We start from the raw sequence: 13,704 nt of genomic DNA, 5'->3' as shown, positions 1-13,704 counted from the left end.
ATTAACTATCTAACTGCCAAAAATCAGAAATTTACGAGTTAATTTGATTGAATCCTCGCATCCAAAATTTTATCAATGCGATCGCGTGTTTCCAAAATATGCGCCTTGGTATATTCGTCATTCGAGTTGACGGACTTTAATTTTTCTTCAAGTTGTTTTAATTTATACCAGGCAATTGTGCGAGCGTCATCGGGAAGACGCTTGGAGCCTTCTTCTTTACGCAACACCATACCCGTCAAAATATCTAAATAACTCCGTTGCAAGCCCCGTCTTAAGCTGGATATTTTGATATTTTCACGTTTGGGTTTAATCACCTCTGTCCAAATGCCCGATTGTAAAGTATCAAAAAGTTCCGGGATAGTTAGTGCTTTCCCTGATTTTGTTTTCATTTCCAGGTCTTTCATCCGCGATAGCCTGTCACCGGATAGCAAATCGACTAAAACCGAACTTTGGATAAATAAGACTAAATCGTGAATTGGATAGTCTAAGCGTCCCATTTGCGGTCTACTGCCCCAATGTCGCCATCGAGAAGGTGCTAATTTATTTAACAGTTCTGGTGGAAAATTGAAAGCATCTTCAGCAAACACATATTTTTGCAGTGTTGCTAAAGCTTCCCGTTGCTTTTCTAGAGGTACAGGTTCAAATGGTAAACGTCCATTGCGATCGCTGCTACGAACTCTGTAGAATGATTGTCCACCAATATATTTTGTTGTAAAGAAAATATTTTGGAAATAATTGCCCAAAACTGTCCCAAATTGTTCGCTAACATCGTTGATAGCATCATCATTGATGGGGTAACGCTTATTGATTAAATCCCACAGTTGCCGGGAGTTATCTAGTTGCCATTGGGAATAGGTAAGGACGTTGGCGCTATTATCCCAAGGGTTGACCGTCGGATCAAGATCAAACATATCTTCATCGGTAGAATAGCTTAATTCTGACCTTGTGGCTGACTCTTGGGCTATTTTATCTAGGAACGGCTTTTCTGCATTGGTTGTTGCTGCTGGTATCGGTGCGTAGCCATATTTAATCGCCCAATCATCGTAGGGACCAACAATACTGGGGAAATAATCACCCTGTTTGGTTCCTTTGGGGGCAATATTCGGGGGGATATAATCCATTACCGATGCTGTCAACCCTTTGGTATGACTAATTCCCGGAGTATTCATCTCTTCCGCTTTCAACATCGTACTACCGCGAAAATTGTGCCGCAATCCTAAAGTATGTCCGACTTCATGGGCAATAATTAAGCGCAAATATTCATGAATGTAGGTTTTGATTTGTTCGCTGGTGGCTGGGACTGTTGGTAACATCGTCATTGTCATTTTGCCCACAGCAAATTGGTTGGCGGCTTCAATGCCGTAACAAAGGTCGTATTCTCCTGCGAGTTGGGAGATTTGCCGGAGAAATCCACCTTGATTTGCCAGTTGATTTGGTGATTGTTGACCCTGGGAAAATAATTTCTGATCGAGTCCATTCCCACATAGTAAGCGGTTTTGCATCAATGTAGAAATCGATGTCCGATTCTGGGTTTGACTTGGTTGCACCAGTTGGCGATAATCGTTCTTGAGGGCGCGCACAAAACTGGCATCAACCAAAATATCAGCATCCAAAATTTCCCCAGTCAGGGGATTTACCCGTGATGGTCCCATGGCAAAGAATCCATCGACGGTATTGATCCAACGAATTGTATTGTAACGAATGTCTGCGGGGTCCCATGTCGCATTATCCGGCATTTGCTGCACTTGAATTGCGTCTTTAAAGCCAATTTTGGCAAAGGCTTGGTTCCACATCAATACCCCTGCTTTGATGGCATCACGGTACTCGAAGGGAACAGCATTATCAATCCAGAAAACTATGGGTTTCTTCGGTACGGAAATTGCCGCATTCGGGTCTTTTTTCTCCAGGTTCCAACGATTAACATACCTGACAAATGGATCGCGACGAGAGTCGTTGGATAAATCTTGGTATGCAGTAATGAAATAACCGACACGTTCGTCTGCTAACCGAGGGCGATAATTATTGTCTGGAAGTTGGGAAAGGCTGTAGTGAATCCGCAGGGTAAAACCACGACTATCTGCTAAAGTTTCAAAATTGGGTAAACCTGGTGTCTTGGATTGTGGGCTACCTCCAGCACCAGTCACATTCATTACAGACTCAACTTCAATATTTTGGGGGAAAGTCTTAGCGTTACCAAAATAAGACCCATCACCACCAGCAGCAACTCCTAAACTTGAGGATAATCCCGCCAAGTCAGTGAGTAATAGATCACCTAAATCTATCAATAGGGTTTTGCGTTCTGGATGAATACTTTTAATGGAAATATTATATAGAACTGAATCGCTGAAGGAACGGGCAAGCGATCGCACTTGGGGGTCGCCTTCACGGGTACGAAAATTGACATTACGAACTACAAACTGAAGGTTATTATTGACCCGTTGAAAGTAAAATAAAAAGTCCTGTAACGGCATCCCACTGTAAATACCACCTTCACCAATCCCTGATTCTAGCGTGGCTGTAGTTAAAAAGTTTTTATTCAGTTGTTCCGGCTTAATTTCCAAATAGATTTTATTCTTTTCTTTATTTCGATACAGCGTAAACAAACCAGCTAGACGCTGGGTATCTTTTGTCACCTCATCAAAGGATTCCAAATCATCACGTTTTGGTGGTTTGGTTTTTTCATCTGGCTTTTTGCTACTACTTTCGGGCTTTTTCTGATCTGAAGTCTTCGCCAACTGTAAAAAAGGTTGTTGGCTGGCTTTTTTCACATCTTCCACCACCCAGGCAAAGCCGTGTGGCTGTACCTGTTGATTTTTGCCTAAAACCCATACTTGTCCGGGTTTTAAACCGCCCTCTTTTTTATTTCCCCCTGTTTCCCCTACCCTCTGTTCTCCCACTCCATTATCGGTGACAACAGGTTTTGCGATCGCATTCATTCCCATAGTCAGGGCAATGGCACTAGAAACACCCAAAATACACCCATGTAATAAAAAAGCATCACAAGTTAATCGCTTCATTCCATCCATCCTTGGCAATCAAAACCCCACTTAATTGTGAGCATCGATAAGCTAGATCAAGCTTTGTTACCCCAACATTACTCAGCCCAGTTTGATGATTTTAAGCACTTAATACCAAGCAGTTAAAAATTTTAGGTAATTTTGGCACTATTTTAATGTAGTATATTTGCAAACAATTATAGGGAAAGCATTTTAACTGGAGATACTACCATATATCAGTATCTTGGTCGATAGCAAACAGTACCTAATTATGTATTTACTAGCATTTATTTCCTATTGACAGAGTATAAATAGAGGTTTGTAGTATCACATCCCAACCAGAGATGACAATTATCTCGTCAGTTCTGCTGATGAGGAAATGTGACAAAACAAACACAAATATATGAATTTTCTGACCAAATTTCTGACAAAACATTGATAGCGATCGCTAATTGGTGAAAAATACTCATTCTCTAGTTTTCAGTAGAGTCGTACAAATGCAAAAAACTGGAACTTGATTTGCGAATTCTCCCCTACTTAACTTTCTTTTTGCCCACAAATCAAGCCAAAGCGAATCAAACCGCTTTCATAACCGCGCTGCATTAACCCCAACGACAAAGCACCTTGAATTGTACTCCAACCGGAAAATAATAGCCCCCAAAGAGCTTGTAAGCTAAATGTAGAATCAATCACCATATTCCAAAAAGGGGCTACAGCATTAGACCAATCGGCTGTGCGAAGATTTTGTAGAGGTAGTTGACGGGCGATTTCTGCGTACTCCGGTAATGAAATCACGTAAGGTAAACAATAAACTCGATAAATCTCCTCTAAATGCTTTCTTTCCTCTACAGTTAAGGGGAAATTATCAATTGGACGATGACACCAAGTAACAATAATCATTGTTCCACCTGGCTTTAACACACGGTGACATTCCTGTAAAAACTTCACCTTATCGGGCATATGTTCGCCGCTTTCCAATGACCAAATTAAATCAAAGGAATTATCCGCAAACGGCATATTTAAAGCATCCGCAACTTGAAAATTTGTCCTATTACCTAAACCAAACTCCCTCGCACGTTGCTTTGCCCTTTCTGCCTGTACCGGACTCAAGGTTATCCCTGTCACCTTTGCACCAAATCTACCCGCCAAATACAGCGAACTGCCACCAATCCCGCAACCAACGTCAAGAATGTCGGAGCAACCGGAGTTCAAACTAACGAGAGGACGCGGAGATGTCGGGAAAATCTCTCCCTGTGTTTCCTCCTCACCCTCTAATTCCTCATCTAAAGCAAATTTCAACACTTCCTCAATCAAATCAATCTGTGCTTGACGACGTTCTTTCTTTTCAGTGCCGTCTGCACCGTAGTAACCGTGGTGCATATGTTCGCCCCAAACGTCCTCCCATAAACTAGAAGAAGCATCATAGAACTGCTGAATTTGCTGGTATAGTGTTGTGTTCATGGGTTAAGAAATGTTAAAAAAAAACAGAAATAAAATACACATATTCGTAGGCTACCATGTGTGTTTTGATTTGAATTAGGGTATTTTTCGCTCCCAGGAAGGTTCACCCAGCCAATATAACCTGGGATAATTTTATTTTTGACCAGAATATGACCGTTTCTCGGACAATTTGCTTGGGATTTCTAGCGGTTATCGCAGTAGGAACTCTCTTATTGATGATGCCTTTTTCGACTAGTAGCGGTGAGTGGAATAACCTAGTTGTGGCACTTTTCACCTCTACTTCCGCAGTCTGTGTTACGGGCTTATCAGTGGTAGACCCAGGGACGTATTTTTCTTTCTGGGGTGAATTATTTATCGCTTTGTTAGCACAAATTGGTGGTTTGGGTTATATGACAACAACCACTTTTTTAATTTTGCTAATTGGCAAAAGATTTGATATGCGACAAAAAATTGCGATTCAGCAAGCATTAGACCGACCTGGGATGAGTGGCAGTGTCCAAATTATTCGTTCAATTATTGCCACAACACTAATTTTTGAAATCACGGGTATTTTTCTCCTCATACCTGCTTTTGTGCCTCAATATGGATGGAGCAAAGGTTTATGGTTTGCTATTTTTCATAGTATTAGTGCTTGGAATAACGCTGGTTTTAGCTTATTTGAAGATAGTTTGATGGGGTATCAATTTTCACCCTTAGTCGTGTTGACAATAACTAGTTTGATTATTTTTGGTGGAATTGGCTATGGAGTGGTTTTAGAAGGGTATATTTGGTTGCGCGATCGCATCTATCAACGCCAAGAAAAACTGATTTTTTCGCTTGATTTTAAAGTTGCAACTACAACAACACTGATTCTACTAGTTCTGGGAACAATTGCTTTTTTAGGTGTGGAATTAAGAAATCCACAAACATTTGGTAATATCAGTTTTGGTAATCAAGTATTACTCGCTTGGTTTCAGTCGGTGACAACCCGGACAGCAGGCTTTAATACAATAAATATTAGTGAAATGACCAATGCTGGATTGTTTATTACTATTGCATTTATGTTTGCTGGTGCAAGTCCTGGTGGTACTGGTGGAGGTCTGAAAACGACGACTTTACGAGTTTTAACTAGTTGTACAAAAGCGATTCTTCAAGGTAAAGAAGAGGTTTTATTATATCAAAGAAAAATTCCCTATCCTCTAGTTTTAAAAGCAGTTGGTGTTTTGGTTGGCTCAGTAGCAACGGTGATTGCTTCAACAGTGTTAATTTCCCTAACTGATCCAGAAGTACCCTTTGTGCAAATCTTATTTGAAGTAGTTTCTGCATTTGCAACTGTTGGACTGTCAACTGGAATTACTGGTAGCGTGACTATTACTGCTAAGTTAATCCTAATTGCTACTATGTATATTGGTCGTGTCGGAATTTTACTATTAATGTCTGCTGTTTTAGGAGACCCGCGTCCTACTCGTATTCATTATCCTGAAGAAAACTTACTTGTTGGTTAAGTAATTATGTAAGGATTCATGAGTCAGAAGAAATGATATTTATAGTAGGAATATCGTTGAAAATAAACTCAAATTAATCTGACTTATGAAGTCTATATTCATCAGTTTTCAGCAAACTTATTAATTTTTGAGATAGCCTAAATAAGGAATACAATTGTGAACCTTTCATCATTAGGATTTTTCCGCAGTCTCCGTAAAGATAATAATCAATTTGCCGTGATTGGATTGGGACGTTTTGGACGTTCTGTGTGTTCAACACTACACAAACTTGGCTATCAAGTCCTGGCAACTGATATTGATGAGAAGCGTGTTTCTGATGCATTAACTGAAAAAATTGTCGGACATGCATTGCAACTTGATTCTACTGAGCCTGCGGCACTCAAAGAAGCAGGTATTTTTGAATTTGATACGGTAATTATTGCGATTGGTAACTATATTCAAGAAAGTATAATTACGACTTTAAATGTTAAAGAGGGTGGTGTTCCTCATATTGTTGCCAAGGCTTCCACTGAAGTTCATTGTAAGCTATTAACACGTGTTGGTGCTGACCATGTTGTGTTTCCAGAATATGAGGCTGGAAGTGCTTTAGCGCGAACTTTAACTAAACCATCAATTCTGGAAAGATTTGATCTTGATCCAGATAATAGTATTGTGGAAGTGATTGTGCCGGATGAATTTCATGGCAAAACAATAGCTGAGTTACAATTACGTAATCGCTATGGTGTCAATTTATTGGCTGTGAGCCGAGATGGTAAGTTTTTAATTAATCCTGAGGCTGATAAGCGACTGGAAAAGGGCACTCTGATGGTGGTAATTGGTTGTAATAAAAACATTAATCGTTTACCAATTTAAACATTACTGACGGGGGACTGATATTGACATAATTTATAATCGCTTGGTTTCCATACTCTACATGGAAGCTGAATATGTGGTGTTGATTAAGTTGTGAAAAATGTACAACTCATATCCCCGACTTCTCAAGAAAGTCGAAGATATTTAGTGTCAGTCTCAGCTAGTTTAGCTTTTACTAACTACTGAGCTAAACAACGCCAAAACAAATTATTTTGGACTGCTCTTTTTGTTATTTATCTAAAGAAGCTGGTTGTGCTTCTGTTGCTGGCGTATTCGGACTATCTGGATTCTCCAATTGTTCAGGAGTCGGTGTTCCAAATTCAACAAAAGTATTTTCGCTGGGGCTATTTTTCTGAGCAGAAGTTTCTCCCGGAGTTGCTAAGTTGTTTCTCCCTTGTGCGGTTTGTTGAATCAAGCCCACCATTTTTTCGGCGAGTTCAAAATTTCCCTGTTCGCGATATTGTTTTTGAGCGCGTTTAAAGGCATTGCTAGCTTTTTTATAATCCCCTTGGTTGTACAAAGCCATGCCCAAATTATAATAAGCATCGGGATTATTAGGGACACGACGAATTGCTTCTTGGTAAGTTGCGATCGCATTTGTGGTCTGTCCTTGACTTACCATTAAACTAGCAAGGTTATTATAGGCTGCAACATTACTGGGATTAATCTGTAAGGCTTGACGGTAAGCATTCATTGCTTCCTGTGCTTGCCCCTGCTGTTGTAAGGCGAGTGCGAGATTATAGTAGGCATTAGCATTGCTGCTATCGATATTAATACTCTTTTGATAGGATGCGATCGCTTCTTCAATTTTTCCCATCTCATATAACGCCAAACCCATATTGTAATGGGCTGTTGTCATTGTCGGATTCACCACCAAAGCCTGACGATATGCAGTCACCGCAGCTTGACGCTGTCCTAACTTTTGCAATCCGAGACCTAAATTAAAATAACCTTCCGCAAAATTCGGGTCAATACGTACAGCTTCCGAATATTCCTGTACCGCAGCTTCCAAACGATTTTGCCGCAACATTATATTACCAAGATATGTCCGCGCCGCCGCTAAATTGGGGTCAATTTGTAAAGCTTGACGCAACAACATTTCCCCGCCTTGAAAATCACCACGATTGTAACGAATTACGCCCTGCTGGTATAATCCGGCAGCTTCTAAATTTTGAGTAGCGGCAGTCTGGGCTAATAACTTACTTCCTGGTAAACCAGAAAATACAGGTATGGCAAGGGTAATTAAAATAGACGTTGTCAACAGTGTAATTGGAAAATATTGATGTAAATACTTATGAAAAGGATATTTATGAGACATATCTGGCAGACCTGACTTTTGCTAGAGGCTTATAGCTATAGGTTTCCCAGGATGCTCAAAGAAATTTCACTGTATCCAAAAAATTGAGAAGAGAACAAAGAGGGATAGAGAGTCCTCTATCTCCCCCAACATCTTAATTATGACTGACTGCTTCTGGTAGGATTAACATGGCATCACCAAAGGAATAAAAACGATATTGGGATGCGATCGCTTCTTCATATATCTTCAATAACCGTTCTCTGCCAATTAAAGCACTCACCAACATCAACAAACTCGAACGTGGTAAATGGAAATTAGTAATTAACCCCTCCACCACTTGCCATTTGTAACCGGGATAAATGAATAAATTCGTCTTCCCGCAAAAAGGCTGCAACTTACCACCACTTGCCGTCGCCGCACCCTCTAAAGCCCTCACAGCCGTCGTGCCCACCGCAATAATTCTACCACCAGCAGCTTGAGTTGCCTGAATTTGCTCAATAGTCTCAGGCGGAACCTCAATCCATTCCTCATGCATGGTATGGGTTGTGACATCCTCAACTTCCACAGGACGAAACGTACCTACACCCACATGCAAAGTGATAAAAGCTTGATTAATCCCTTGATTCTGTAATTTCTCTAATAGCTCTGGCGTAAAATGCAACCCAGCCGTCGGTGCTGCTACCGCTCCAGGAGTCTGAGCATATACCGTTTGATATTGTTCATTTGATGCTTGGCTATCAGTAATGTAGGGTGGCAAAGGTAACTCGCCAAATTTCTCTAGCACCTGCACCAAAGACTTACCATTCGGCACATCAAACTTTAATATTCGTCCCCCAGTTGTTTCATCCACAGCCATGACAGTGGCAGTTAGGGAGGAGGATAAGGGGGAAGTTTCTTCCCTGGCTTCACATCCCCAGGTTCCTCTAGCAACTTCTGCAAAAACAATCTGCGAACCCACCTTAAACCGCTTCCCTGGTTTCACCAAAGCCAACCAACAATTATGTAACCGTTCCTCCAGGAGCAAAACTTCGACATCAGCACCCGTAGATTTACGCCCATATAATCGTGCGGGAATAACTTTAGTGTTATTCATGATTAATAGGTCGCCACGTCGCAATAGTTCCGGTAAATCTCGGAAGACATGGTTTAAAGGCGGACTTACTTCACCTGTTGTAGTTGAATTCACCACTAATAAACGTGAGCTATCACGTGGCACTGCTGGATTTTGAGCAATTAATGCTGGCGGCAATTCGTAATCATACCCAGCAGCAGCACGATCTAAATCGGAAAATGTATCTCCTGGGATAGAGGTTAAATCCAAGTTTTCTGATTTCAATTCTTGCGACATTTAAGTTAAGATAGTTATCATAAGCTAAATTTAGCTTTTCTCCACAAATGAACTTTAAAGGATTAAGGGTAAATTTTATCCTTAGAGTTGATGATGAATACCATTAAGTACCACGTAAATATTAATGTGAAAATTGGGTAAATCTCCCCATCAAAAAACGGGGGCATTTACCCTACCGGATGTGGGGGTCTATGAACCAATAATGGAAATGTAGGGTTGGCTTTGATCCCAAATACCGAAATGGAATATTTATATTACCTGGCAAATGCCAGTTTAACCTTGAGGGTAGTTCAATTCTTACACTCCCGACCCCAATTACCCGTTTCATTTGTCACCGTCATACATCAAATAGATGGTTGGGTAGTGCGAGTTAAGCTCACAAATCAAATTACTGCTGATGAGGATGGTGATTTCCGCGCCTTTTTAAATGAACTGGGAATTCGATACGAACCACCGATGCGGGTACAAATGGCACTGTGGAGTTTGGAAGCTGGACAATGCCCTGTTGATGTTATGCGTCGCTATCAAGTGGCGATTGTTTCCCATGGAAGTCCAGAAAGGGAAGAAATAGAAGCATTCCGCCAGCAGTTTGTCCGAGGTTTAGGCTATTGCCCGGAAACTTTAGCTTAATCATCATTACTGCCCTGGTTGTGTCTTCTTGTGAATCTTGTTGGCAGTTCTATGGCAGGATAAATTCATGGCATTGTGAAATCAAAACGCTAAATTCTGTGCCTGAAAACTTTTTGTGCCTAGCAAATGCAGGCAATTATCATGGCTAATAATGTATTGGCTAATAACTTGATAATTGATTTAATGGTGATTGGGAGTTGAGGTTGTCGCCGCAGCACCAATTACCGACTATCAATCAAAAGAATCAAATGCGCCGGGAATGTATTCTTGCAGCATCAAAAAATGATGAGGTGTTGACACAGAAGCAATATTCTCAAAGTTTTTATTTGTGTTATTGTATTCTGAGGCTTTTTGAGCAAATGCGATCGCCACATCAAAGCGACAATTAAAATCAGATTTTTCTGGATACTTAGCTAAATACATTTGCGCTGCACGAACAAGCTTTTCCTGTTTGCGTGTTGTTATTGCATCTCTCCCCCCAGTATCCCAACTACCAGCACTGCGGGTTTTGACTTCGATAAAGGCGAGAGTTAAGTGGCGATTCCCAGCAGATGCGGAAATGTCATTTTCTCTTGGTGTTGCTCTTTCTTTGCCTTCTTTGCCTTCCGTGCCTAAATATTCCGCAATAATATCAATCTCACCCCAACGACAGCGCCAGCGACGATGTAGAATTTTCCAACCGCAGGATTCTAGCCACTGGGAAACTAGGTCTTCACCTAATGTACCGATATCGGGATAATTAGAAGGAGATGGATTTGGCATTAGTATAATTACTATGAATTTTAGACAGATTAGAGATTTTAACTTCAGCAAGCAAGTTTGTACGGGCATACTTAGTTTATTCCTTTACGGAGTAATTAGCATTACCCTGGTTTTGGGTTTTGTTCCCCCAGCTTTTGCACTTGATTACAACAAAGAAATTCTTATAGAAGCTGACTTTTCTGGACGTGATTTGAGCGATTCCAGTTTCACGAAAGCCAACCTCAAGCAAAGTAACTTCAGTAAATCGAATCTGCGGGGAGTGAGTTTTTTTGCTGCCAATCTAGAATCAGTAGACTTCACAGGTGCAGATTTAACCAATGCGACTTTAGATTCCGCAAGATTAATTAAAGCTAATTTAACCAATGCGGTGTTAGAGGGAGCTTTTGCTGCCAGCGCCCGGTTTGAAGGTGCGATTATTGATGGGGCTGATTTTACTGATGTTTTGCTGCGTGACGATGAACAGAAAAAATTATGTCAAGTCGCTAAAGGTATAAATCCAGTTACTAAACGCGATACCCGTGAAACTTTAATGTGCCCATAGGGGAAGGAATAATCAGGAATTTCAGCAACTCGGTTTCTCCCCAAAATCCCACATCAAGCATGATTAACTGAGAAACCAATACGGTTCGGTTAAGCAACAATGGCTATTAGCGGTTAGCTTTTAGCTTTTTAGAATCAATAGTGTATGGATGCTCCCAGTTTTATTCTTACCCTTTTCCTCCCTAACCGAACCGTATTAACTGAGAAACTGGGTTTCTTGCCAAACAATAAAGCCGCAAACATGAAATAAAAACTAATAAAAATCACAATAAATCAATAATTGTAAATTGTCGTTGACGCTCTAATTCTTGTTGCCTAATTTTTTCTCGATAAAATGCTTGGTAATAAGAGTCATATTGTTCTGGTTCGATTTGCGAATCTGACTCTTGTAAGAGCTTGGCAAAATACTGGATACGTTTTTCACACAATACCTCCTCTATACGCGCAATAGTAGCTTGTACAACTTGAGGCGATCGCATAATTTCTGTTTTCGCTTTTTCAGTGAGAATAAATAGATGGGAAATTAACTCAGATTCTTCTGGAAACTCTAAACAAATGTCCTGTAATCTGGAGATTAAATCTATTTCACTATTAATATTATCATTAATTTCATCAGTTATTGTTAATATATTTTGCCACAAAAAACGATGGTGTGACAGACTAAATTGTAAATCACGCTCTTCCAACTCTTTGATAATATTATTTCTTTGTCCTGGACAATGCAAATATATTCTTAATAATAAAGATTCTGCTCTGGCTAATAAACTATTTTCTGTTTTCCCTAGTGTAGCTTGGTGAGATGCAAGTTTTGATTTTTCGGCATTTGAACTTGCATAATTACTCTTCTCTAACCTTTGAGAAAAGCGTGGCTTTTCCCAATTATTTGTTTGTTCAGGGGCAATTTGTGTGAGTAAATTCTCAACACGCAAAGGCACTAATTGACTATTCCCTAAACTCAAAATTTCCGCACAATGAGAAATATAGTAAGTTAAAGTATCCTTATTCGCAATGTTTTTGAGTAATTTGACTATTTGTTGCGAGGCTTGCTGATAATCTGTCGCCTGTTTTAAATCTCTATTTTTAATGATTTCTTGAATTTGCCAATCAATCCAAAGTGGTGCATTAGCTAATAGTTGTCGATAGGCTGCCGCAGAGTAGGATTTTAAATAATCATCGGCATCTTTACCATCGGGAATATTGAGAATTCTTAAAGCTACTTCACCCTTATATGCCAAATCTGCGATTTCCCCAATTGCCTTTTCTGCCGCATTGATGCCAGCTTTATCTGCATCAAAATTAAGTACAAGCTGCTTTGATTCACTGTAACGCAATGCTAATTTCACTTGCTCCAAACTTAAGGCAGTGCCAAGGGATGCCACTGCATTATTTATACCTGCTGCATGAAGTGCGATCGCATCAAAATATCCTTCAACTATAATTGCTTGATCGAACTGTGATATACCATTTTTCGCAGCGTCGAGGGCAAATAATATCCTACCCTTACTAAATAATTCAGTTTCCGGCGAATTTAAATATTTCGGCTGCACCCCTTCCTTCATTGTCCTGCCACCGAAGGCAATCACACGCCCCATGACATCACGAATGGGAATCATTAAGCGATCGCGAAACACATCGTAATAACCGCTTCCTTCCTGACGGGGTTTAATTAAACCAGCTTTCTCAACCAACTGCACAGGATAATGTTTATCTTCCACCAAATACCCATACAACGTATCCCAGCCCCCCGGTGCATAACCTAAAGCAAACTGTCCAATGACTTCATCACTCAATTGCCGCTTATCCCGCAGATATTCCAGTGCCCCATGAGCGACATTTTTGAGCGCGTGCTGGTAAAATTGTGCCGTTGCCGCTAAGACTTGATATAGTTGCTCCCGCAGGGAAATCTGATGCTGTAATGACCTACTTTCTTCTGGTGCGAGGGTTTTGACTGTAACCTGATACCGCCGTGCTAAATCTAGGACTACTTCCGAAAAAGAGTGCTTTTGCAACTCCATTAAGAACTTAATCGAATTGCCGCCAGCTTGACAGCCAAAACAATAGTACATTTGCTTTGTCTGGCTGACAGTAAAACTGGGACTTTTTTCATCGTGGAAGGGGCATAAGCCGACATAATCTCTACCACGCCTGCGTAACACCACATGTTCCGAGACGACATCATATATATCGGCTCGTTCTTTGACAGCTTCGATTGTGTCGGGATGCAAGCGGGGGATTTGCATATTGGCTGCTAGGAATTAGGAATGGGAAAGAGGTGATTTCATTGTAAGACAAAGAATTAGTACAACTTAGTACAATAAAACTAGAAGTTTTATT

Annotated in this window: 10 protein-coding genes; 4 read left to right on the top strand and 6 right to left on the bottom strand. The window is 40.5% G+C overall.

The window, feature by feature from the left end:
• Positions 1–38: 38 nt before the first annotated feature.
• Both VB733_RS10090 and VB733_RS10085 read right to left on the bottom strand, forming a co-directional pair.
• Positions 39–3,017: a zinc-dependent metalloprotease gene (locus VB733_RS10090; RefSeq protein WP_323339959.1), complete on the bottom strand. Its 2,979-nt coding sequence runs from the start codon at positions 3,015–3,017 to the stop codon at positions 39–41.
• Positions 3,018–3,533: 516 nt separating this feature from the next.
• Positions 3,534–4,457, bottom strand: a complete 924-nt coding sequence (locus VB733_RS10085; protein WP_323339957.1) for a methyltransferase domain-containing protein — start codon at positions 4,455–4,457, stop codon at positions 3,534–3,536.
• Between the two features lie 149 nt (positions 4,458–4,606).
• On the opposite strand from VB733_RS10085, the gene VB733_RS10080 reads away from it, so the two are divergent.
• Entirely contained in the window at positions 4,607–5,941 is a 1,335-nt protein-coding gene (locus VB733_RS10080) for a TrkH family potassium uptake protein (protein WP_323339956.1), read from the top strand.
• A gap of 156 nt (positions 5,942–6,097) precedes the next feature.
• Entirely contained in the window at positions 6,098–6,793 is a 696-nt protein-coding gene (locus tag VB733_RS10075; RefSeq protein WP_323339955.1) for a TrkA family potassium uptake protein, read from the top strand.
• A 229-nt stretch (positions 6,794–7,022) separates the two neighbouring features.
• Here the strand turns inward: VB733_RS10075 and VB733_RS10070 are convergent, their stop codons facing one another.
• Positions 7,023–8,111 carry a tetratricopeptide repeat protein gene (locus VB733_RS10070; protein WP_323339954.1) on the bottom strand — a complete coding sequence of 363 codons (1,089 nt, stop codon included), beginning with the start codon at positions 8,109–8,111 and terminating at the stop codon, positions 7,023–7,025.
• A gap of 133 nt (positions 8,112–8,244) precedes the next feature.
• Positions 8,245–9,438 (bottom strand): tRNA preQ1(34) S-adenosylmethionine ribosyltransferase-isomerase QueA, encoded by a 1,194-nt coding sequence (queA, locus tag VB733_RS10065; protein ID WP_323339953.1) that lies wholly within the window; start codon positions 9,436–9,438, stop codon positions 8,245–8,247.
• Between the two features lie 240 nt (positions 9,439–9,678).
• Here queA and VB733_RS10060 point away from each other — a divergent pair, with 240 nt between their 5' ends.
• The gene (locus tag VB733_RS10060; RefSeq protein ID WP_096613396.1) at positions 9,679–10,068 is read left to right on the top strand and encodes a hypothetical protein; all 390 of its coding nucleotides are present in this window, start codon (positions 9,679–9,681) and stop codon (positions 10,066–10,068) included.
• Positions 10,069–10,299: 231 nt separating this feature from the next.
• Here VB733_RS10060 and VB733_RS10055 read toward each other — a convergent pair whose 3' ends face one another.
• Positions 10,300–10,830 carry a YraN family protein gene (locus VB733_RS10055; RefSeq protein ID WP_323339952.1) on the bottom strand — a complete coding sequence of 177 codons (531 nt, stop codon included), beginning with the start codon at positions 10,828–10,830 and terminating at the stop codon, positions 10,300–10,302.
• Between the two features lie 13 nt (positions 10,831–10,843).
• On the opposite strand from VB733_RS10055, the gene VB733_RS10050 reads away from it, so the two are divergent.
• Entirely contained in the window at positions 10,844–11,371 is a 528-nt protein-coding gene (locus VB733_RS10050) for a pentapeptide repeat-containing protein (protein WP_323339951.1), read from the top strand.
• A gap of 262 nt (positions 11,372–11,633) precedes the next feature.
• Here the strand turns inward: VB733_RS10050 and dnaG are convergent, their stop codons facing one another.
• Positions 11,634–13,610, bottom strand: a complete 1,977-nt coding sequence (gene dnaG / locus VB733_RS10045; RefSeq protein WP_323339950.1) for a DNA primase — start codon at positions 13,608–13,610, stop codon at positions 11,634–11,636.
• Between the last annotated feature and the right edge of the window lie 94 nt (positions 13,611–13,704).

The sequence above is a fragment of the Calothrix sp. UHCC 0171 genome (genome assembly GCF_034931845.1).
Taxonomy (GTDB): domain Bacteria; phylum Cyanobacteriota; class Cyanobacteriia; order Cyanobacteriales; family Nostocaceae; genus Brunnivagina.
Note: the sequence above shows the minus strand (reverse complement) of the source record. Positions and strands in the feature narration are given on the sequence as shown.

Excerpts from the sequence above, each read along its gene's own strand:
- VB733_RS10090 (WP_323339959.1), bottom strand. The coding sequence starts at position 3,017 with ATGAAGCGATTAACTTGTGATGCTTTTTTATTACATGGGTGTATTTTG.
- VB733_RS10085 (WP_323339957.1), bottom strand. The coding sequence starts at position 4,457 with ATGAACACAACACTATACCAGCAAATTCAGCAGTTCTATGATGCTTCT.
- VB733_RS10080 (WP_323339956.1), top strand. The coding sequence starts at position 4,607 with ATGACCGTTTCTCGGACAATTTGCTTGGGATTTCTAGCGGTTATCGCA.
- VB733_RS10070 (WP_323339954.1), bottom strand. The coding sequence starts at position 8,111 with ATGTCTCATAAATATCCTTTTCATAAGTATTTACATCAATATTTTCCA.
- queA (WP_323339953.1), bottom strand. The coding sequence starts at position 9,438 with ATGTCGCAAGAATTGAAATCAGAAAACTTGGATTTAACCTCTATCCCA.
- VB733_RS10060 (WP_096613396.1), top strand. The coding sequence starts at position 9,679 with ATGGAATATTTATATTACCTGGCAAATGCCAGTTTAACCTTGAGGGTA.
- VB733_RS10055 (WP_323339952.1), bottom strand. The coding sequence starts at position 10,830 with ATGCCAAATCCATCTCCTTCTAATTATCCCGATATCGGTACATTAGGT.
- VB733_RS10050 (WP_323339951.1), top strand. The coding sequence starts at position 10,844 with ATGAATTTTAGACAGATTAGAGATTTTAACTTCAGCAAGCAAGTTTGT.
- dnaG (WP_323339950.1), bottom strand. The coding sequence starts at position 13,610 with ATGCAAATCCCCCGCTTGCATCCCGACACAATCGAAGCTGTCAAAGAA.